Annotated in this window: 19 protein-coding genes; 14 read left to right on the forward strand and 5 right to left on the reverse strand. The window is 67.0% G+C overall.

Going from position 1 to position 20,672, the window contains the following annotated elements; genetic code table 11:
- From QX048_RS23145 to QX048_RS23155, 3 genes are all read left to right on the forward strand, one after another.
- Complete coding sequence (locus tag QX048_RS23145; protein ID WP_316200737.1) at positions 1 to 1,704, forward strand: SulP family inorganic anion transporter; 1,704 nt, start codon at positions 1 to 3, stop codon at positions 1,702 to 1,704.
- A gap of 199 nt (positions 1,705 to 1,903) precedes the next feature.
- A complete protein-coding gene (locus QX048_RS23150; protein ID WP_315713391.1) occupies positions 1,904 to 2,134 on the forward strand; it encodes a hypothetical protein in 231 nt (76 codons plus the stop codon).
- A gap of 267 nt (positions 2,135 to 2,401) precedes the next feature.
- Entirely contained in the window at positions 2,402 to 2,674 is a 273-nt protein-coding gene (locus tag QX048_RS23155) for a GCG_CRPN prefix-to-repeats domain-containing protein (RefSeq protein WP_315713392.1), read from the forward strand.
- 176 nt (positions 2,675 to 2,850) lie between these two features.
- On the opposite strand, the gene QX048_RS23160 is transcribed toward QX048_RS23155, so the two are convergent.
- Complete coding sequence (locus QX048_RS23160) at positions 2,851 to 4,272, reverse strand: FAD-binding oxidoreductase (protein WP_315713393.1); 1,422 nt, start codon at positions 4,270 to 4,272, stop codon at positions 2,851 to 2,853.
- Positions 4,273 to 4,344: 72 nt separating this feature from the next.
- Here QX048_RS23160 and QX048_RS23165 point away from each other — a divergent pair, with 72 nt between their 5' ends.
- A complete protein-coding gene (locus QX048_RS23165; protein WP_315825254.1) occupies positions 4,345 to 4,851 on the forward strand; it encodes a thioesterase family protein in 507 nt (168 codons plus the stop codon).
- Positions 4,852 to 4,867: 16 nt separating this feature from the next.
- Here QX048_RS23165 and QX048_RS23170 read toward each other — a convergent pair whose 3' ends face one another.
- Positions 4,868 to 6,406, reverse strand: coding sequence for a helix-turn-helix domain-containing protein (locus QX048_RS23170; RefSeq protein ID WP_315825255.1), 1,539 nt, complete (start codon positions 6,404 to 6,406; stop codon positions 4,868 to 4,870).
- Between the two features lie 159 nt (positions 6,407 to 6,565).
- Here QX048_RS23170 and QX048_RS23175 point away from each other — a divergent pair, with 159 nt between their 5' ends.
- The gene (locus QX048_RS23175) at positions 6,566 to 7,405 is read left to right on the forward strand and encodes a class I SAM-dependent methyltransferase (RefSeq protein WP_316200736.1); all 840 of its coding nucleotides are present in this window, start codon (positions 6,566 to 6,568) and stop codon (positions 7,403 to 7,405) included.
- A gap of 133 nt (positions 7,406 to 7,538) precedes the next feature.
- Here the strand turns inward: QX048_RS23175 and QX048_RS23180 are convergent, their stop codons facing one another.
- Entirely contained in the window at positions 7,539 to 8,756 is a 1,218-nt protein-coding gene (locus QX048_RS23180) for an alpha/beta hydrolase (protein WP_316191432.1), read from the reverse strand.
- A 282-nt stretch (positions 8,757 to 9,038) separates the two neighbouring features.
- The gene (locus QX048_RS23185) at positions 9,039 to 10,538 is read right to left on the reverse strand and encodes an amidase (protein ID WP_315825467.1); all 1,500 of its coding nucleotides are present in this window, start codon (positions 10,536 to 10,538) and stop codon (positions 9,039 to 9,041) included.
- 260 nt (positions 10,539 to 10,798) lie between these two features.
- Here QX048_RS23185 and QX048_RS23190 point away from each other — a divergent pair, with 260 nt between their 5' ends.
- From QX048_RS23190 to QX048_RS23205, 4 genes are all read left to right on the forward strand, one after another.
- Positions 10,799 to 11,638: a roadblock/LC7 domain-containing protein gene (locus QX048_RS23190; RefSeq protein WP_315825259.1), complete on the forward strand. Its 840-nt coding sequence runs from the start codon at positions 10,799 to 10,801 to the stop codon at positions 11,636 to 11,638.
- A gap of 60 nt (positions 11,639 to 11,698) precedes the next feature.
- Positions 11,699 to 12,460, forward strand: a complete 762-nt coding sequence (locus tag QX048_RS23195; RefSeq protein ID WP_315825260.1) for an MBL fold metallo-hydrolase — start codon at positions 11,699 to 11,701, stop codon at positions 12,458 to 12,460.
- A gap of 64 nt (positions 12,461 to 12,524) precedes the next feature.
- Positions 12,525 to 13,226 carry an OmpA family protein gene (locus QX048_RS23200; protein WP_315713401.1) on the forward strand — a complete coding sequence of 234 codons (702 nt, stop codon included), beginning with the start codon at positions 12,525 to 12,527 and terminating at the stop codon, positions 13,224 to 13,226.
- Complete coding sequence (locus QX048_RS23205; protein WP_315713402.1) at positions 13,223 to 13,867, forward strand: hypothetical protein; 645 nt, start codon at positions 13,223 to 13,225, stop codon at positions 13,865 to 13,867. Before QX048_RS23200 ends, QX048_RS23205 begins: the two co-directional genes overlap by 4 nt.
- Positions 13,868 to 13,950: 83 nt before the next feature.
- Here the strand turns inward: QX048_RS23205 and QX048_RS23210 are convergent, their stop codons facing one another.
- Complete coding sequence (locus tag QX048_RS23210; RefSeq protein WP_006614063.1) at positions 13,951 to 14,124, reverse strand: DUF1328 domain-containing protein; 174 nt, start codon at positions 14,122 to 14,124, stop codon at positions 13,951 to 13,953.
- A gap of 291 nt (positions 14,125 to 14,415) precedes the next feature.
- Between QX048_RS23210 and QX048_RS23215 the strand changes: the two genes are divergently transcribed.
- The 5 genes from QX048_RS23215 (at position 14,416) to QX048_RS23235 (ending at position 20,667) form a co-directional block, all read left to right on the forward strand.
- The gene (locus tag QX048_RS23215) at positions 14,416 to 17,016 is read left to right on the forward strand and encodes an ATP-dependent helicase (RefSeq protein WP_315825261.1); all 2,601 of its coding nucleotides are present in this window, start codon (positions 14,416 to 14,418) and stop codon (positions 17,014 to 17,016) included.
- A gap of 73 nt (positions 17,017 to 17,089) precedes the next feature.
- Positions 17,090 to 18,220, forward strand: a complete 1,131-nt coding sequence (locus tag QX048_RS23220) for a hypothetical protein (RefSeq protein ID WP_315825262.1) — start codon at positions 17,090 to 17,092, stop codon at positions 18,218 to 18,220.
- Between the two features lie 281 nt (positions 18,221 to 18,501).
- The gene (locus QX048_RS23225; protein ID WP_315825263.1) at positions 18,502 to 19,428 is read left to right on the forward strand and encodes a hypothetical protein; all 927 of its coding nucleotides are present in this window, start codon (positions 18,502 to 18,504) and stop codon (positions 19,426 to 19,428) included.
- Positions 19,429 to 19,579: 151 nt separating this feature from the next.
- Complete coding sequence (locus tag QX048_RS23230; protein ID WP_315713404.1) at positions 19,580 to 19,996, forward strand: hypothetical protein; 417 nt, start codon at positions 19,580 to 19,582, stop codon at positions 19,994 to 19,996.
- Positions 19,996 to 20,667, forward strand: coding sequence for an OmpA family protein (locus tag QX048_RS23235; RefSeq protein WP_315713405.1), 672 nt, complete (start codon positions 19,996 to 19,998; stop codon positions 20,665 to 20,667). The genes QX048_RS23230 and QX048_RS23235 overlap by 1 nt, the downstream gene beginning before the upstream one ends.
- Positions 20,668 to 20,672 lie beyond the last annotated feature (5 nt).

The following is a 20,672-nucleotide window of genomic DNA, read 5'->3' on the forward strand; positions in this document are numbered from 1 at the left end:
ATGATCGAGCAACCACGCCACGACGGCAACCATCATTGGCCGATGCTCCGCTCGCTGCGAGGCTGGCGGATCAGCGCCCTGCCCGCCGATCTCGCCGCCGGATTGACGCTGGCGGCGATCGCGATCCCCGAGCAGATGGCGACCGCCAAGCTCGGCGGCTTCACGCCCGAGACCGGCTTCTTCGCCTTCATGGCGGGATCGCTGGGGTTCGCGCTGTTCGGCGCCAACCGCTTCCTGTCCTGCGGCGCCGATTCCACGATCACGCCGATCTTCGCCGGCGGCCTGGCGCTGCTCGCGGCCAGCGGCACGCTTGAATACGGCAGCCTCGCTGCGGCGCTGGCGCTGCTGGTCGGGGTCATGCTGGTGCTGGCCGGCGGCTTCAGGCTCGGCGGCATCGCCAACCTGCTGTCGGTGCCGGTCACCGTGGGCTTCCTGGCCGGCATCGCCGTGCACATCATCGTCTCGCAATTGCCGGGCGTGCTCGGCCTGCCGTCACCGAACGGGCCAACGCTGGCGCGGATCGCCACCCTCGCTGGCGAACTCGGCAAGGCCAACGGGTACACGATGCTCATCGGCTTCGGCGCTCTCGCGACCATCACGGTCTGCGAGCGGATCAGCGCCCGCATTCCCGGCGCGCTGATCGCGCTTACGGCCTCGACCTTGTTCGTGCTCTCGGCCGGGCTGCGGGGACGCGGCGTGCCCGTCATCGGCGAGATCGCCGGCACGGTGCCGATGCCGTCCGTGCCGCTGATCGGGCCGGAACAATGGGCGAAGCTGGTTCCGCTCGCCTTCCTGATCGCGGTCGTGGTGATGGTGCAGACGTCGGCGACGACGCGCTCCTTCCCTTCCGATCCCGACCGCGCGGCCGACGTCGACCGCGACTTCCTCGGCGCCGGTGCCGGCAGCCTGCTGGCCGGATTGTTCGGCGCGTTTCCGGTCAATGCGAGTCCACCGCGCACCGGCATCGTGGTCGAGACCGGCGGCCGGTCGCAGGTCGCGGGCCTGCTCGCCGCTGGGATCGTGCTGCTGCTCGTGCTGTTCGGAGCCCGGCTGCTTGCGAACGTCCCGGAGGCAGCGCTCGGCGGCGTGCTGCTGTTCGTCGCGCTGCGCATCATCCGCGTCGCGCAGATCACAAGCGTCTATCGTGCGTCGAAGGGCGAGTTCCTGCTCATCCTGGCCACCGCGGTGGCCATCGTCGCACTGCCGATCGAGCAGGGCGTCGCGCTCGGCATCGCGCTGTCGCTGCTGCACGGCATCTGGAGCACGACGCGCGCCCACCTCATCGCCTTCCAACGCGTGCCGGACACGACGATCTGGTGGCCGGCGCATCCGCAGATCAAGGGCGAGGAACTGTCCGACATCGCCGTGGTCGGCTTCCAGGCCCCGCTCAGCTTCCTCAATGCGGCGACGTTCCGCGCCGACATGCAGCGCCTGCTGCGCAGCCGCAAGCCGCGGTTGGTGGTGTTCGAGGCCAGCGCCATCGTCGAGATCGATTTCACCGCCGCGCAGACCCTGCGCGACGTGATCCATATCTGCAACGAGGCCGGTATCGTGTTCGCGGTGGCGCGGCTGGAGTCGCTGCGGGCCCAGGCGGCCTTCGAACGGTTCGGCCTGTACGATGTGCTGCCCCGGGAGCGCGTGTTCCACAGCGTCGATCACGCGCTGCGGAAGCTGCGCAGCAGTGCCTCGGATGTGCACGCTTGAGGGAATGGCGGCACGAGCGCCGCCGTGGTCGACGACGACCCCGGCGCCAGGCGGACGCTTGCGCTCTGCGCAGTGACCTCGTGATACAAACCGTTACACGTTGCGGCGACGGTCGACATATGCCCGCTAAATTCATCGGCGAGACAACCGCCTCACGAGGCCCGGCGCGTCGGCCGCGGCGAGAGAGGAATCATCGATCATGCACAAGCTGCTTCCGCTGCTGTTGATAGTCATCTCCAGCACGACCGCCCAGGCTCAGGACAGGAGCGCCATGCGCCAGGCCTGCGGCGACGATGTGCGCACGCTCTGTACTGGAATCATGCCGGGCGGCGGCCGCATCAAGCAATGCATGATCGAGAAGTTCGACAAGCTCTCCGACGGCTGCAGGACGGCGCTGAAGGACGCAAAGGCGCAGCAAGGCGGAAAATGATGCTGCCTGCGACGAAAGCCAGCGGGACACGCCGCCGATCGTTCATGTTCCTTGCAGCGAATGTCTGCTAGAAGACCGCACGATGGCATCGACACTGCAGCGATGCGCCACATGATCGGCAGAGCTGCATCGGGCGACCGGCGTCGTGGAGAGCTCTATGGTACTGGGAAGAGGTTTCGCGACCTCGAAAAAATTGCGAAACCAAAATTTGCCCGACGACGTCTAAGGACTGCACTGCTTCGAAACCAACGAGAGGACCGCACTGCAATGCGCAATCTGTTCACCTCCGCCCTGCTCGCCGCGACCGTCATGTTGGGCGCGTCGGCCGCGCAGGCCTTCACGCTGCCGGCCCAGCCGGCTGCTCCGGACAGCAATGTCGAGCGCGTCGCCGGCGGCTGTGGTCCCGGCTGGTTCCCCGACCGCTGGGGCCGCTGCCGGCCCGCCCCGCGCGTCTATCGCCCCTACGGCTACGGCGTCTACGGCCCGCGCACCTGCTGGGTGCGGCCGACCCCGTGGGGACCGCGCCGCGTCTGCCGTTGATCTGCACGGAAACAAAGCGCCGCCGCGTGTCGAACGCGGCGGCGTTTTCTATTTGGTGAATCGTGATGCATTCCGACATCTCCCGCGAGCTGGGAGATGTGAGCAGCGGCCCTATGTGAGCAGCGGGCCTGCACGCCGAACCCAAATCCGAAACCCAGCTCGGCTTGGATTGCCAATCAGCGCGCCGGGATGATCTTGCCTGGATTGAAGATGTTCTGCGGATCGAGCGCCTGCTTCACCGCGCGCATCGCATCGAGCGCTTCCGGGCCGAGCTCGGACTCGAGATATTTCTGCTTGCCCTGGCCGATGCCGTGCTCGCCGGTGCAGGTGCCGCCCATGGCCTGCGCGCGCTCGACGAGGCGATGCATGAACTCGTCGCCGCGGGCCATCTCGTCGGCGTCGTCGACGTCGCACATCAAGGAGCAGTGGAAATTGCCGTCGCCGACATGGCCGACGATCGGTGAGGTCAGCCTGAGACGCGCGAGGTCCTCCTCGGTCTCGGTGACGCAGTCCGCGAGCCTGGAGATCGGCACGCAGACATCGGTCGCGACCACGCCGACACCGGGCCGGATCGCCTTCACGGACCAATAGGCATCGTGACGCGCCTGCCACAGCTTGGTGCGATCCTCCGGCTTGGTGGTCCAGGCGAAGTCGCCGCCGCCGCACTCCCTGGCGATCTCGGCAAAGTTCTTCGACTGCTCGGCGACCTCGGCCTCGCTGCCGTGAAACTCCAAGAGCAGCAGCGGCGTCTCCGGCAGGGTCAGCTTGGAATAGGCGTTGCAGGCCCTGACCTGCGCCGCATTGAGCAGCTCGATGCGCGCCACCGGAATGCCGGTCTGGATCGCGAGGATCGTCGCCTGGCAGGCGCCGCGCACGGTCTCGAACGAGCACGACGCCGCGGCGATGGTCTCGGGAATGCCGCGCAGCCGGATGGTCATCTCGCAGATGATGCCGAGCGTGCCCTCGGCGCCGATGAACAGGTGCGTCAAATCGTAGCCGGCCGCGGACTTCTTGGCGCGGGTGCCGGTCTTGATGATCTCGCCGTCGCCGCGCACGACCTTCAGCGCCAGCACGTTCTCGCGGATGGTGCCGTAGCGCACCGCATTGGTGCCGGAGGCCCGCGTCGACGCCATGCCGCCGAGGGATGCGTCGGCGCCGGGATCGATCGGAAAGAACAGGCCCTGGTCGCGCAGATATTCGTTCAAGGTCTTGCGGGTGATGCCGGGCTGGATCACGCAGTCGAGGTCCTCGGCATGCACCTCCAGCACCTTGTTCATATCGCGCATGTCGATGCAGATGCCGCCGGCCGGCGCATTGACCTGGCCCTCCAGCGAGGTGCCGGTGCCGAACGGAATGATCGGCACGCCCTTTGGCGCACAGATGCGGACGACGTCCTGGATGTCGGCGGTCTCCTGCGCCAGCACCACGCCATCCGGCGGCTGCGTCGGCAGCCAGGTCGTGGTATGGCCATGTTGCTCGCGCACGGCCTGCGAGGTGATGAGGCGGTTGCCGAAGCGGGCCGCGAGTGCGTCGAGCGCGCTCTTGAGCGCCTCCGGCGCGGGCCGCTTCAAATCGTGATGGGGGATCGTCGTCGCCACTGCTTCCTCCGAAAGTTGGGCGGACCGTGGCAAAGGACGCAACAGGGGTCAAGGGAGCAAACGGAAGAGCCGATGAGCGATAATGCAGTGCCCATACAAGCCGGCGCGGGGCCGTTCCTGTCGTCCATCATGCAGATCGAGCCGCAATGGATCGACTACAACGGCCATCTCAACATGGCCTATTACAACGTGATGTTCGACCGCGCGATCGACCAGCTATGGGCCGAGCTCGGCATCGGACCGGCCTACATGAAGGAACGGCAGGGCTCGACCTTCATCACGGAGTGCCACGTGCGCTATTTGCGCGAGATCCATCTGGGTGATCCGGTGCAGGTCGCGGTCTGGCTGATCGGTGCCGACGAGAAGCGGCTGCACACGTTCGAGGAGCTCCGCCACGCCGACGAAGGCTGGATCTCGGCGAGTTCGGAGGGCATGTCGGTGCATATCGACATGACCAAGCGCAAGGTCGCGCCGTTTCCGCCGGACATCCAGGCCAACATCGCCCGCGTGCTGCAGGCGCATGCCGCGCTGCCGCAGCCCGACGGGCTCGGCTGCGCCATCGGCATGCCGAAGAGATGACGGTGACCGGCCGCCGCTACGCCGGCAGGCCGGCGTCGGACAATCCCTCGAATACCCGGGCCGAATAGGCGTCCGGTAGCGGCGGCATGCCGCGCTGGACCTCGGCCAGGGTCAGGTCCGGATAGCCGGCACGCAGCGCCTGCAGACTGCGCAGGGCCGCGGATCGCTCGCCCGCCAGCACGTGGGACGGGCACATGGTCCGGTGCACCCACAGCGACGACGGGTGCTCGCGGAGGCCGCGCTGCTGCCAGCGCGCCGCCTCCGCGTAGGTCCCGGCGGCGAAATGCGCGCAGCCGATTCCAATGATGGCGTTGAAGGCGAGCGGGTCCTGCGGCGCGAGATCCAGCGCAATCCGAAAGCGCTCGATCGCCGACACGGCATCGCCGCGATAGACATCGAGCCAGCCGCTGCGGCTCCAGGCCCAGGCGGCACCGCCATCCAGCGCGAGCGCCCGACCCACCACCTGCTCGGCCTCGGCGAGCTCATCCAGCAAGGTGAGCGCGTTGCCGAGCACGCACAGCACGGTCGCATCCGCGAGCTCGGTCGGCACGCGCTGCGCCAGGGCGCGACCAAGCTGCCGGTCCTGCCCGGGCGCGGTGCCGAAATGATAGACCGCGCGCTGGCCGTAGGCCCAGGCCGCGAGCGCCGTGGCCAGGGCATGGCGGGGATCGCGGGCGATGGCCTGATGCAGCAGCTCGAGCGCACTGCGGTTGCCGTCGGCGTCGAGCGACAGCACGCCGGGCATGGCGCGCAGCGCGAGATCCTGCGCGGTCAGATCCTCATCCGGTTTGCGCAGCGCCCGATCGATCTCGGCGCGGCGCAGGCTTTGCAGCAGCGACGCCGCCACGCGGGCGGCCAACCGTTCGTGACCGTCGGCCTCCCACCGCAGCATGACCTCGCCGCGATGCGCCCATATCAGCCCGCCGCTGTCCTGGTCGATCAGCTGCAGCAGCAGCCGTGACGCGCCATCCCGACCCTGGAGCGACGCGTTCATGCGGTAGCGCGCCGCGCGCGGCTGGATCGTCACGGCAAATCCCGCGCGGGTCAGCGCCAGCGTGAGCTCGGCCGCGAGGTCGTCCGCCAGCTCGCGCACGCTCGGATCGGTGGCGATCATGGCGAAGGCAATGGTCGGCCGATCGCGCACCGGCGCAATGGTGGTGCGCGACGCGGCGAGCTGCGCCATCAAGACCGCCTGCCGCTTCAGGGTTTCCGACGGCGTCTCGCCGTGGCAGCGACGATAGCCGGCGGCGAAGCGGCCGTAATGCGGGAAGCCGCAGCGCAGCGCGACGTCCATCACCTTCCCGCCGGCGCGCCCCTGCAGAAACTCGACGCGGGCGCGCGCGTAGCCGATCTCCTGCCGGACCATTTGCGGCGACCGGCCGATCGACCTGACGAACTGGCGCTGCAAGGTCCGTCCGGAAACGCCGGCAATCTTCGCCAGATCGGCCAGCGTCCAGCGCCGCCCGAGGTCGTCGTGCATCGCTTCGAGCGCGCGGCGCACGCTGCGTGGCAAAGGCTGCCGCGCCGCCAGGGGAACCTGATCTCCGTCCATCATGCGACGACGTCCAATTGCCTATGGGTCATCGGCGGCGCTCGAAAAGTTCACGATCCGGATGGCCGTGTCGCGATCTGGATAGCGCTGCCCGAGGCCTGCCGCGTACGTCTCCACACACCAGCGCGCGCAACAGCGCTGCATTCTCCGGAGGAGACCATCATGACCGCATCAGCTGCAATTCAGGCCGGCGTGACCGCAGAGCCGGATTTCACCGCGCTCAAGGCACGCCAGCACAGCGCGTGGTCGTCCGGCGACTACGCCATCGTCGGCAACACGCTGCAGATCGTCGGCGAGGAACTCTGCGAGGAGCTTGACATCCGCGCCGGCCAGAAGGTGCTCGACGTGGCCGCCGGCAACGGCAACGTCACATTGGCTGCGGCGCGGCGCTGGTGCAACGTCGTCTCGACCGACTACGTGCCTGCCCTGCTCGACCGCGGGCGCCAGCGTGCCGCCGCCGACGGCCTGTCCGTGCAGTTCCAGGAGGCCGATGCCGAGGCGCTTCCGTTCGGCGATGGCACATTCGACGTGGTGGTCTCGACATTCGGCGTGATGTTCACGCCCCGGCAGGAGCGCGCCGCCGCCGAGCTCACCCGGGTGTGCCGCAGCGGCGGCAAGATCGGCCTGGCCAATTGGACCCCCGACGGCTTCATCGGCCAGTTGTTCAAGACGCTCGGCAAATATCTGCCACCGCCCGCCGGCGCCAGATCGCCGGCGCTGTGGGGCACCGAGGCACGCATCCGAGAGATGTTCGCCGATGCCACCGACATTCGCTGCCATCGGCGTCATTTCGCGATGCGCTACCGCTCGCCTGAGCATTTCGTCGACGTGTTCAAGACCTACTATGGTCCGGTGCTCAAGGCCTTCGCTGCGCTTGATGGCGACCGCCAGGCCGATCTCAAGCGCGACATGCTGGCCCTGATCGGGACGCTCAATCGCGCCGAGGACGGCACGATGGTGGTGCCGTCGGAGTATCTCGAAGTGGTCATCATCAAACGCTGAGATCGTCAGCTCTGCACCACCCAGTCGGGCAGGCGCGCGAACCAGGGCTGCGCCTGTTCGAGCTGGCGGGCGGGCTGCAGCAGCCTCGTCTCGTCGCCGAGCCGGCCCATGCGGGCGCGCCTGCGTCCCGCGCTCAGCTCCCGCCGGCCGCCCTCTTCTTCGCAGCACCGGACTTGGCGACGCGCGCCTTCGCGGCGCGCGGCTTGGGACTGGTGGCCCTGACCGCCAAGCGGGCCTGCGGCCGAATGCGGTAGCGTCCCGACCCCACCGGATCGCGGTTGCTGACCTGGTTCTGCGGCACGCCCTGCAGCACCTGGACGATGTCGTCGCGGACCACCGGGAAGATCCGGTAATACTGGTGCTGCTGCGGGTCCTGCTCGAACGTCGTCACATCCGAGCAATCGATCGCGGTGACCTTGTCGCTGACGCTGCCCATGTTGTCGGGACCGTCGCTGCCGAGCCGCGGACCGTTGAATTTCGTGCCCGCGCTCAGCGTATTGAGCACCCAATCCTTGGTCGAGTGATAGACCGTGACGCTGCTCGCGGTGCGCGGCAGATATTTCAGCTTCGCCGGGTCGTCGAACGCGTCCGCGTCCTCGTCGGCCGCCGCGAGCACGACCTTGTCGAAGGTCCTGCGCAATCCGGTCAGGGACGGCTGCGTCCCGCCCATCCGCACCATCGCCGGAACGCCGCCGGCCATGGCCGCGCCGGCGACCGGGTCGGGCATCTGCATCAAGGCCTGCAACGCGTTGCGCAGGACATAGACGCCCATGCTGTGACAGATGAGATGAATGCTCTGGTTGCAGCGTTCACTCTCGGGCAGCCCGTCGACGAAATCATAGAGCCGCCGCAGCGTGCGTGCCACGGCCGGGCCGGATGCCGCCGCCGTCTTGCGATCGTGCTGGTAGTCCACAAAGGGCAGCGGCACGCCGACCAGCGAGGCGACCGACGGCCAACTGAACACGAACATGTTGGCGTCGATCCCGTAGAACGCCGAGATCCACCCGGCGCGTTCGATCGAGTCGACGAAGCTGTTGCTGAAGCCGTGAATGAACGCCAGCGTCGGCCGCGCCTTCGCCAGCATGTCGGTGCGCAGGGCGCCGAAGATCGTATTGCTGCCGAGGACCGCACGGGAGCCTTGCGGAAAGATCAGTTGCTCGTCCTCGACATGAAGCGATCCAGGCACCAGGGCATAACTCGATGCCTGCAGATCGACCGCGATCTCGGCCCGGCCATACCTGATGTTCAAGCCGTTGACGGGACCGAGCTCGGAGCTGAACCCGGTAATCTGATTCGTGCCTTCAGCCGTGATCGGTTGCCTGTTGGTCGCGAAATAGACTGTGACGTTCATGATCCCGCCCTCTGAAAGTATCGCCAACGTGCATGGCACGGCACCGGACCAGCGGACCGTCGGAAGCGACGCGGAGTAGTTTCCGCACGACGGCAGCGACGTGCGATGTGCCGGGTCCGAAGAACGTGGCCGTCCGAAGAACGTCGCCGAGCCGGCGCGGCTTAGGCGACCGCGCTCCACCTAAGATAGAACACCACAAACAGCGCGCACGCAATCGCGATGGACGTGCACGGCGTCGTGCGACGCACGACCGCGCCGCTCGAACCGGCCCGCCGGGTGTGGTCAGCTCTGCATCACCCAGTCCGGCAGGCGCGCGAACCAGGGCTGCGCCTGCTCGAGCTGGCGGGCGAGCTGCAGCAGCCTCGTCTCGTCGCCGAGCCGGCCCACGAACTGCACGCCGAGCGGCAGGCCGTCGGCGGTCCAGTGCAGCGGCACGCTCATCGCCGGCGTGCCCGTGAGATTGGCGAGCTGCGTGAACGGGACATATTGCAGGCTGTCGCGGGCGATCTTGTCGATCATGCCGTCGAGCAGGCCCCAGCGCGTCATCAGCCCGAGCAGGCCGATGCGGTCGAGCATGTCGAGCAGGGTCTGCTCGGCGGTGCTCGGATCGCCCTCGCCGTGCCGGATTGGCGGATGCGCGAGCGTCGGCGTCAGCAGCAGGTCGTAGCGGGCATGGAAGCGCGCGAGCGCCCGCGCGAACTCGTTCCATTTCAAGAGCTGCGTCGTCAGCGCGCCGGCCGAGATCGCGCCGCCGAGCGTCGACAGCACCCGCGTCAGCAGCTCGAACTCCTCGCGCCTGGCGCCCTTGCCGCGCGCGTCGGCGACCAGCGCCGCGACCTGGCCGAAATAGATGTGCAGGAACGCTGTCGCGAGCGCGGCGCCATCGATGTCGGGCGAGGCCTCCTCGACCTCGTGACCAAGGCCCTGCAGCAGCTTCACGGCGTTGTCGACCGCAAGCTTCGCCTCGGCATGCACTTCGGTCCCGATCGGCGACGCCACCGTGTAGCCGATGCGCAGGCGGCCGGGATCGCGGGCTACCGCGTTGGCGTAGACCACGCCGGGCTCGGCGGTGAGAAAGGGATCACCGGGCTCGCCGCCCGCGATGACGTCGAGCGCGAGCGCGGTGTCGCGGACGCTGCGCGACAACACGCCCTCGCTGGATGCGCCGAACCAGTACTCGCCGAAGCCGGGCCCTGACGAGATCAGCCCGCGCGATGGCTTCAGGCCGAACAGGCCGCAGCAGGCGGCGGGAATGCGGATCGAGCCGCCGCCGTCATTGCCGGCGGCCATCGGCACGACGCCCGAAGCGACCGCCGCCGCAGCGCCGCCGCTGGAGCCGCCGGGCGTATGTGCGGGATTCCAGGGGTTGCTGACGCGGCCGAAGGCGCGGGAGTCGCTGACGCCCTTCAGCGCGAGCTCCGGCAGGTTGGTCTTGCCGAAGATTACGAGGCCGGCCTCGAGATACCGCCTCACGACCGAGGCATGCTCGCCGGCGACGAATCCGGATAGCGCCTTGCTGCCATAGGCCGTCGGCAGGCCCGCATAGTCCTGGGCGCAGTCCTTGATCAGGAACGGTACGCCGGTGAGCGGGCCGTTGGCGGGCTTGGCGAGCTGCGCGCGGGCCTCGCGCTCCATCAGCCTGCAGACGGCGTTGGTCCTCGGCTGGGCCCGCTCGTTCTGCGCCAGCGCGAGCTGCAGCAGCTCCGCCGCATGGGTCTCGCCGCCCTTCACCGCGGCGGCAAGCGCCGTCGCATCGCGCTGCACATAGTCCCGGACGTTCACATTGCCCTCCCCGCGCCGCCATTCGTCGCCGTGATCGTAGCTGATTCTGGCTGCGACCGAGGCGCAGTTGCGCCGAACGCGGCGGCAATACGGCGCATTGGCGGCAATCGTGGCCACACGATGATCTGCTGCGGTCGACTTGAGGGCGGGATTACGCAGTCTGGTCCTGATTTTAGTTAATTTGATTCAGATCATTCGTCCTGTCCCTTGCACCGACCTAACCTTATGCATCGTTAGTTGCGTAGAGTGACGAGAGAGCGATGGGACGCCTCGCAAGCCTGCTGAGCCGAGCGCACGGTCCGCATGAGGATGCGGCAGCCCTGCCCGTGACCACCGCCGACTACTTCATCCTGCTGTCGCGCGCGATGGAGAGCCTGCCGGATTCCACCCCCGAACGCCGCGCCGAAGTCTACCAGTCGGCCCGCCAGGCGCTGGTGACCCAGTTGCAGGCGATGGATCCGCCGGTCTCGCGATCACGCATCAAGGCCGAGCAGCGCGCGCTCGACGATGCGGTTGATACGATCGAGACACGCGCGCTGACGGCGCCGGACGGCAGTCCGGAACAGACGACGACGCTGGTCCCGGATGACCCGCTGTATCCCTCCTTCGTTACTGCACAAATCGACATTCCGACCGCTTCCGTTTCAACAGCTCAAGATGATGACCAGGACCCCGCCATGGCTCAAACCCAGTTTCATTCCAAGTTTGCCCCGCGCGCCGTCGAGGAGAAGCCGATGTCACGACTCGATGAAATCAACCGGGTTCTGCGCAAGCTGCAGAGCGACTCGTTCGGGGTCGAGGCCTGCGCGCTGATCTCGGAGGACGGGCTGATGATCGCGAGCGTGCTCGCGGCCGACATGGAGGAGACGCGGGTTGCCGGCATGACCGCGACCTTGCTGTCGCTCGGCGGCCGCGCCGCCATGGAGCTCGGCCGCAGCCATCTGCAGGAGGTCATCATCCGCGGCGAGTCCGGCTATGCCGTGCTGGTCAGCGCCGGCCGCGGCGCGCTGCTGCTCGCGCTCACCAACGAGAACAGCAAGCTCGGGCTGACCTTCTTCGACATGCGCGAAGCCGTCAGATCGCTGCAGAAGGTACTGTAGCGCACCGTCGTCCAATGAGCCGGCGCGCTGCGATGGCGCGGCGCCGGCGGGAGTAGTTTCATGGCCAATACCGTCCTCTACGACGACGGCGTTCACAAGAACATTCTGCTGGAGGATTTCGGCGCCGGCGACCACGCGGTGCAGGCGAACCAGCATCTGATCATCCACGACCGCGTCGGCATGCTGCTCGATCCGGGCGGCCACAAGGTCTATTCCAGGGTGCTCAGCGAGACCTTCAGCGAGCTCTCGGGCGGGCGGCTGAAATATCTGTTCCTGTCGCACCAGGATCCCGACATCGTCGCGGCGATCAACGGCTGGCTGATGACGACCGACGCCGACGCCTACATCTCCGAGCTGTGGACCCGCTTCGTGCCGCATTTCGGCTTCGACCACATCGTTGCCCACCGGCTGAAGCCGATCCCCGACGAGGGCATGGTGTTCGATCTCGCGGGCAGCAGGCTGTACGCGCTGCCGGCGCACTTCCTGCACAGTGAGGGCAATTTCCAGCTCTACGATCCGATCTCGAAGATCCTCTATAGCGGCGACCTCGGCGCCTCGATCGGCGTCGACTACACCGTCGTGCGCGACTTCAAGGCGCATACGCGCTTCATGGAGGGCTTTCACCGGCGCTACATGGTCTCCAACCGCGTCATGAAGGCGTGGGCGCAGATGGTCAGCACGCTCGACATCGAGATCATCGCCCCGCAGCACGGCGCGCTGCTTCCGGATGCTACGATGTCGCGCCAGTTCATCGCGTGGTGCGCGGGGCTCGAATGCGGCATCGACCTGATCACGCCGAAATTCAAGGTGCCCGTGGGCTGACATGCTGGCGCCCTCCCCGAACTCCGCTCTGCCTTCGACCGCCATGCGCATCGATGCGTGCACCGTGGCCGGCGAGGAGGCGCCGGTCTGGCTCGCCGCGGCCTTCGCCGTCGCCGGCACGCTGATCGCCGTCATGTCGGCAGCGCTCTGGCAGCAAGGCACCGCCACGCCGCCGGTCGCGACGGCCGCAATGCCGGTGACGGCCGTGCCGCAGCGCGACGCCCCCGTTGCCGACGCGGCACCCAAGCGACGGGAGGCGCGGATCGTCGACCCGGCACCGGTCGCGACGCCGCCGATGCCGCCCGCGATCGCTCCCGCCGTGATCGCTCCACCGACACCGCCGGTCGCCCCGGCAGCGCCCCCGGAGCCCCAGACACCCGCGAAGCCCTCCGCCGAGTGCTTCGCGCCGCTGGCGGTCGGCTTCGAGCGCGGCAGCGCACGACCGAACCCTGCCGACATGAAGCGGTCGCTGGCGATCCTGCAACGCGCGCTCGCGCGCCACGGTGAGGCGACCATCATCATCGAGGGGCATACCGATGCCAGCGGCACCGAGGATCTGAACGTGCTGCTCAGCTATTCGCGCGCCAAGGAGATCGCGGCCCAGTTGAAGCGCGAGGGCCTCCCCGCGCAGCGGATGTCGGTGCGCGCGGCCGGCGCCGGCGAGGCGCGCGGCGATGCCCAGGCGGTCGCGGGCGACCGCAAGGCCGTGCTGCGCATTGCGGGCGTCGATGATTGCAGTCAACTCACAGCGACGAAGCGACCATGACGATCTATGCCATCGTGAGCGGCCTCGGCGCCGCCATTCTGCTCTTGACCTCGGGCTATCTGTTCGGCGCCCGCCAGGGCGCGCTGTCCCGCGAGCTGTTGCGCCGGCAGGTGCAGATGCAGGCGGCCAGCCTCGACCAGTTGCAGGAGCAGAGCAGCCACGACGCCATCGAGCGGGAGACCAGCCTGCGCAGCGCGATCGAAGATGTGCTGGCGCCGCTGGTCGAGCGTGAGCGCATCTCGCTGGATCTGGCGCAGCTCGCGAGCCGGCCGGGCCGGCGCCGCGAGCTGGTGCCGCTGCTCGACCGCATCGCCGAAGTCGGCCGCTTCCAGACCGTGCTGCTCACCAACGAGGAAGGCTTGCCGCTCGCGGCCAATACGACCGCACACCGCACCGAGCAGCTTGCGGCGGCGGCGACGCGGCTTGCGCTCGTGGCGGAGAAGATCGCCGACGAGACCCACATCGCGCCGTTGTCGGTGATGCTGCGCGACGCCTCGGAGGCGACGACGCTGTGCCGGATCTTCCGCGTGCAGGACCAGACGCTCACTCTGACCGCGCTCTCCAACGATACGCGCCTCGCCTCCGTGGCGCTCGATCCCGCCCTCGCCAAGGTGCAGGTCGCGCTGACGGCCCCGGCCTGACACCTCCTCAAAACGCAAAGGGCGCCGCACCTCTTGCGAGGCACTGCGCCCTTCGCCGACCTCATTGTCAGGGATGAGGCCGACTACACGCGGCTGCGGCCGCGGGCGAGGCCCACGACGGCCGAAACCAGAAACAGCACGATGGCGATGAAGAAGATGATCTTGGCGATCTCGATCGACGCACCGGCGATGCCGCCGAAGCCGAGGATGCCGGCGATCAATGCGATAACCAGGAAGGTGACAACCCAGCCTAACATGACACGACCTCTGTCTCTCGATTGCGGTTCAAAGCGACGCGGAGCTTGCGCCGTTGCCAGGACAATCGTGGCTCGGAACAAAGGTTCCGGGCGCGCGGGCCGCTAAAAATTCGCGATTTGCCGGAACAAACGCCCATCGAAGCTGGAGCGGCGTCCGTCTGCCCCGAATTAGGGCTGTAAAATGCCCCCGCCGGCCCCATATAGCCGTCAATCCCTGCTATGAGGGCTCCTTCCTGCAGACCTCGTGATGCCGTCATATGATGCCATCCGAGGGACGAGACTGATTCGCTGATGACCGAGCCCAACCGCGTGAGCCCCTTTCCTGCGCCTGACCACCAGCCCGTTGCCGGCGGCATCGCCGCGCGCGCCCGCGCCGCCGCGACCGGTGGCGCGCGCTATCTGGCCGGCCTCAATCCGGAGCAGCGCGAGGCGGTCGAAACGCTCGATGGCCCGGTGCTCGTGCTCGCCGGCGCAGGCACCGGCAAGACCCGTGTGCTGACCACGCGCATCGCGCATATCCTGAGCCAAGGCCGCGCCCGGCCGAGCGAGATCCTGTCGGTGACCTTCACCAACAAGGCCGCACGCGAGATGAAGACGCGGCTTGCCGAGATGCTCGGACAGGCGGTCGAGGGCATGCCCTGGCTCGGCACCTTCCACTCGATCTCCGGCCGCATCCTGCGCAGCCATGCCGAGCTGGTGCAGCTCAAGTCCAATTTCACCGTGCTCGACGTCGATGACCAGATCCGCCTGCTCAAGCAGTTGCTGCAAGCCGAGAACATCGACGACAAGCGCTGGCCGGCGCGCATGCTGGCCGGCCTGATCGACGGCTGGAAGAACCGCGGCCTGGCGCCGTCCCAGGTGCCTTCGGGCGAGGCCGCCGTGTTCGCCAACGGCAAGGGCGGCAAGCTCTATGCGAGCTACCAGGAACGGCTGAAGATCCTCAACGCCGCCGATTTCGGCGACCTGCTGCTGGAGAGCATCCGGCTGTTCCGCGAGAACCCTGACGTGCTGCGGCAATATCAGAGCCGCTTCAAGTTCATCCTGGTCGACGAGTATCAGGACACCAACGTCGCGCAATATCTGTGGCTGCGGCTGCTGTCGCAGGCGCCGAGTTCGTCGCGTGCCGTCGCCCCATCCTCCGTCATTCCGGGGCGGCTCGAAGAGCCGAACCCGGAATCCCGCGCTGAGGATAACCAACTGCGAGATTCCGGGTTCGCACCTGGCGGTGCGCCCCGGAATGACGACGCCGCGCAGGGCGCCACGCCGCCGCTCAAGAACATCTGCTGCGTCGGCGACGACGATCAGTCGATCTATGGCTGGCGCGGCGCCGAGGTCGACAACATCCTGCGCTTCGAGCACGACTTCCCCGGCGCCAAGGTCATTCGCCTCGAGCGCAACTACCGCTCCACCGGGCACATCCTCGCCGCCGCCTCGCACCTCATCACCCACAATGAAGGCCGGCTCGGCAAGACCTTGCATACCGAGGACGTCGAGGGCGAGAAGGTCACCGTCACCGGCGCCTGGGATTCCGAGGAGGAAGCGCGCGGCATCGGCGAGGAGATCGAGGAGCTGCAGCGCAAGGGCGAGCATCTCAACGACATCGCGATCCTGGTGCGCGCGTCCTACCAGATGCGCGAGTTCGAAGACCGCTTCGTCACGCTCGGCCTGCCCTATCGCGTGATCGGCGGCCCGCGCTTCTACGAGCGCGCCGAGATCCGCGACGCGCTGGCCTATTTGCGCGTCATCAACTCGCCGGCCGACGACCTCGCCTTCGAGCGCATCGTCAACGTGCCCAAGCGCGGGCTCGGTGATGCCACGGTGCAGATGCTGCACGACCACGCCCGCAAGCGCCGCATCCCGCTGTTCGAGGCGGCGCGCGCGGTGGTCGAGACCGACGAGCTGAAGCCGAAGGCGCGCGGCTCGCTGCGCGGGCTGATCCTGCAGTTCGAGCGCTGGCGCGCCCAGCGCGAGGTGACGCCGCATACCGAGCTCGCCGAGATCGTGCTCGACGAGAGCGGCTACACCGAGATGTGGCAGAAGGACCGCTCGGCCGATGCGGCCGGGCGACTGGACAACCTCAAGGAGCTCGTCCGCTCGATGGAGGAGTTCGAGAACCTGCACGGCTTCCTCGAGCACATCTCGCTGGTGATGGACCGCGAGGGCGCGGCCGACGAGGAAGCGGTGTCGCTGATGACCTTGCATTCGGCCAAGGGGCTGGAGTTCGACAACGTGTTCCTGCCGGGCTGGGAGGAAGGGCTATTCCCGAGCCAGCGCACGCTTGACGAGCAGGGCCGCGCCGGGCTGGAAGAGGAGCGCCGCCTCGCCCATGTCGGCCTGACCCGCGCGCGGCGCCGCGCCAAGATCTATTTCGCCACCAACCGCCGCATCCACGGCACCTGGACCACCACGATCCCGTCGCGCTTTCTCGACGAGCTGCCCGCGGCGAGCGTCGAGATCACCGAGTCGAAGGGCGGCTCGGGCTGGGGCGGCGCCGGGGGCTACGGCCCGTCGCGCTTCGACAACGTGGAATCGTTCGGATCGAGCTATTCCACGCCGGGCTGGCAGCGCGCGCAGGCACGTCGGCCGGGCGCAGCGCGCGGTTCGTCGGAGGGCGGCTTCAAGGAAGAGCCGTCGCCGTTCTCGGGCCGTGATCCGTTCGGCAGCGGCTTCGGCGGTCATTTCGGCCGTGGCAAGCGCGGACCGATGACCATCGAGGGCGAGCTGGCGGCGAAATCCACCGGCACGACATCCGAATTCGCCCTCGACGACCGCGTCTTCCATCAGAAGTTCGGCTATGGCCGCGTCGTCAAGATCGACGGCAACAAGCTGACCATCGCCTTCGACAAGGCCGGCGAAAAGCACGTCGTCGACAGCTTCGTGCAGCGGGCGTGACCCCGCGCGAGCGGCGGTGCTTGCTGAAGTTCGGGCCTAAAGCTATGATTGTAAAATTTCATGGCATAGCTCCATGGCTGCACCTTTCACGCCGAATGACATTATTGCGTTGGCCGTCGATGCCGAGCGAGGGACGGCTCCGGAGCTGATCATCGGCAGCTTCAAGCGACTGGTTCAGGAGTATGCCTTCCAGAGCGCCCATTGTGATCCGGACGAACGGCTGAGTGTTGCTGCCGAGCATGCCGGATACCTCACGACCCGGAGCGGGTCCTGGACGGTCTACGTACCTTGGCCGCTTGCGTTTGCATTCCCCAGCGCGATCACCCTCGACGGGCTCGTCAGCGTGGCGGAACGAAGCATGTTGGAGGGACGCGGGAACGTCGTCTTGTCCGGCTCCACGACGTTCGCTGGACGGGTGGCCGCGCTGGGGGATGTCGACCTTGCCCAATACATCTTCGACGATGGCAGCGAGATCGCCAATCGTGTCGAACGTCTCATGCGTCGTGATGGTCCGACCATTCTGGTTCGGGTCAAATTCGATCGAGAGTATCAGGCTCCGTGGGAAGACCTCATCACCGCGTTGGGTCGGCTGCGTTCGCTGGCGACCGAAAGCGAGCGGATCAAGCTCGACTTCGTCGACGGCGTCACGCCATTTGGCGTGATGCCGGTATCGAACGTCGTGCTGCCTTCCGATCCGTCCGATCGGAGCAAGGGTGCGGCCAGCCGCAGCTTCGTCTTCCAGGAGGCCGTGCTCACAGCCGACGGCAACCCGCCCTGGCCGCTGGTCGTCCCCGAGGAGCTTCTGCGCTATCTCAAGTTTCTGCTCCGCGACATGTTGGCTCACCGACAGGCGGGCAAGCTCGTCAAAGCGCTCAAGCGCGCGCTCTCCTTGACCCGAATTCTGGGTTTGGCGGAGCTAGGAGACCGCGCCGAGGCCGTGCTAGCCTCACGTTCTGCGGCCGGACTGGCGCAGGAGAGCTGCATGGCGGAACTCGAAGCGCTCTGGCCCTACCTGAATGCCGATCAGCAGGCACGTCTCGATGCCAGCTTGAAGGAAAAGAAAGGACTAGCAGCTAGCATTGTGGAAAGTAAGGGACTACCTACTCAGTGCTCGTCTCTGATCGATGAGCTGATGGAGAAAGTGAAGCAGTTTCTCGCTCATGAGGGCGTCTCTTTCGCGTCCTGGGCAGATGGTGGGTCATGACCGCAGGTGCCAAGATCGAGCAGCTCCTCGAACTGACCGGCACGCCTCCCGAACGGCGCGCGGGGGCGCGGAAGAACTACAACAGCCTCGTTGAACGCGAGGGCGAACAGGCCATCGACCAGCGCATCGCGGAGTTCGAGGCGATGCATTCTCAGGTGACGGCGTGGCGGGAAAGCCGGCGTCCAGCGGCAGCCGCAGCGACCGCGTCCGCCGACGTTCGCCAGCCGACCAGGACGAGACATGACGTCGGCTCACATGTTGCAGCTCCGGCATTCCTGAACATGCTCGCCCGCGAGAAACTGCTGGCCAGGCGGCTGGAAGGCTATATCGACGCGCTGATGGTTCACGTCGATCATCTTTGGGCCTCGCAGCGGCTCGCCGATATCGACCAGATCGCCACGCTGGGACGAGAGGCGGGATTCCTCACGATCGAACCGGCCAATCCATTCGGAACCAACCGGCTGTTTTCGGCACGAACGTCGGCCAATCTCGTCCGGTTGATCGAAGCGCTGGCAGACAAGGGGCCGTCGAACGCCGAACACTCTCTGTTCGAGAAGATCGAAGATCTCGTTCGATCGATCGAGAGCGCAAGCCCCGTGCTGGCGATCCGGCGCATCGATACTGACCAGACACTTTCCGGTCTGGGCAGGATTGCCGCTTTCGCGAACGATCTGGTCCCCGATGCGATCTTCACGCTGAATCGCGGCGGCGCCTCCGTGGGGCGGTTCGTCAAGGAGTATCTGCGGCTGGACATTCCCGTCATCCCCCTCGAGGGTGACAGCACCGGCGTGAGATTGGCGTCCAGCTTCATCGGCCCTCCCGTCCTGTTCAAGCCGCTGGTGATCGATGATGTCGCACGCAGCGGTCGCACGGTGGCTCAGGCGTTCGATTGGATCGGTCAGAACTACCCGTCGGCAGCTCCCAGGGCCACGACCATCGCCGCATCCTTGGACGCTATCGAGCTCGTGGGCCAGGCCTGTCTGCTGACGTCGAACCCGATGGAGCACGGAGCGATCGAGCTGCCATATGATCCGCATGCCGGCTTCGCGATCGAAACGCTCGGGCGATACACGGTCTATGTCTTTGGCGCCAACGCCACGTCCCCCGAAAACCGCCTGGTGGTTTCGACGGACATCGTCGACAAGCTCGTTGCCGAGCAGGGACGGCTCTTCGCCGAGATGGATCGCGTCCTGAAATCCACTTTTTGACCGACGATCGCTCCAGAGGCCGGTCATTTGCAGCCGAACGCGCCTGCTGAACGTCTCCGAGACTGGCAGATTTGGCCGCTTCATCAACGTCCCACAGCTTCGCCGCTGTTAGGCCTTGACCGTGGCAGCTCGCGTCGTATGAGATGACTGCATGGTCCGGGGATACATTCTGTTGAGTGTTGCGGTCGCGCTGTGTGTGCCCTCGCTGGCGGCGGCGCAGACGATGAGCTTTGGCGATTCCGCGGGGCTGATCGCGTCGAGCTGCGGCGCCGACATCACCGCCAATTGCCGCGGCGTCAATCTCGACTCCAACCGCCTCAAGGAATGCCTCTCGCGCAACCAGGACGTCGTCTCCGCGCAGTGCAAGGCGACCTATTTCAAGGCGTTCGAGGCGATCCAGAAGCGCATCGCGGCACGGGTCACGGTCGCCAACGCCTGCCAGCGCGAGATCGTCAAGCTGTGTGGCGGCTCCACGAAGGAGACGAGCAAATCGATCCCGTGCCTGATGACGGCCAACGGCGTGAGCGCGCGGTGTCAGCAGGCGATGGGCGAAGCGGGGTATCGCTGATGCGGCGGACCGCGAGATCATTGCTGTCAGGGCCGATCGTGGCTTCGCTGATGGCCGCGAGCGCGCCCGCTTGGTCGCAGGAGCCGGGTCGCGAGGACATCGTGCGCCAGCTCGGCCGCTTCGAAACCGCACCCACGCTGGATCTGCCGGCGCTGAAGCAGCAGACGCAGGAGCGTTCCAGGTCGCGCGGGCGCAACGAGCCACCGCCGCAGAAGCGTCCGCCGATCGCGCCGGAGCTGATGAATCTGCCGGCCTTCAACGTCGACATCCAGTTCGACGTGGACACGCCGATCGTGCGCCCGGAATCGTACCAGACCGTCGGGCGGATCGCCGATGCGATGGTGTATTCCGATCTGCTGCCCTACACCTTCCTGATCGTCGGCCATGTCGAGGCCAACGGCAAGCGCGAGGCCAACGTCATCCTGAGCCAGCGCCGCGCCGACGCGATCCGCGACATCCTGGCGAACACCTTCAAGATCTCGGTCAAGCGGCTGCAATCGATCGGACTTGGCGAGGAGCAGTTGCTCGACCCGTCCAAGCCGACCGCCGCCGTCAATCAGCAGATCCAGATCATCCCGATCGCAAAGACCGTAGAAGAGGCCGCGCCGCCGCCTTCGGCCCCTGCCCCGGCAGCGCCCCACAAGCAGGCCCCGCGCAAGCATCGCAGTTGATGCAA

The sequence above is a fragment of the Bradyrhizobium sp. SZCCHNS30572 genome (genome assembly GCF_032484415.1).
In the GTDB taxonomy this organism is placed as follows: domain Bacteria; phylum Pseudomonadota; class Alphaproteobacteria; order Rhizobiales; family Xanthobacteraceae; genus Bradyrhizobium.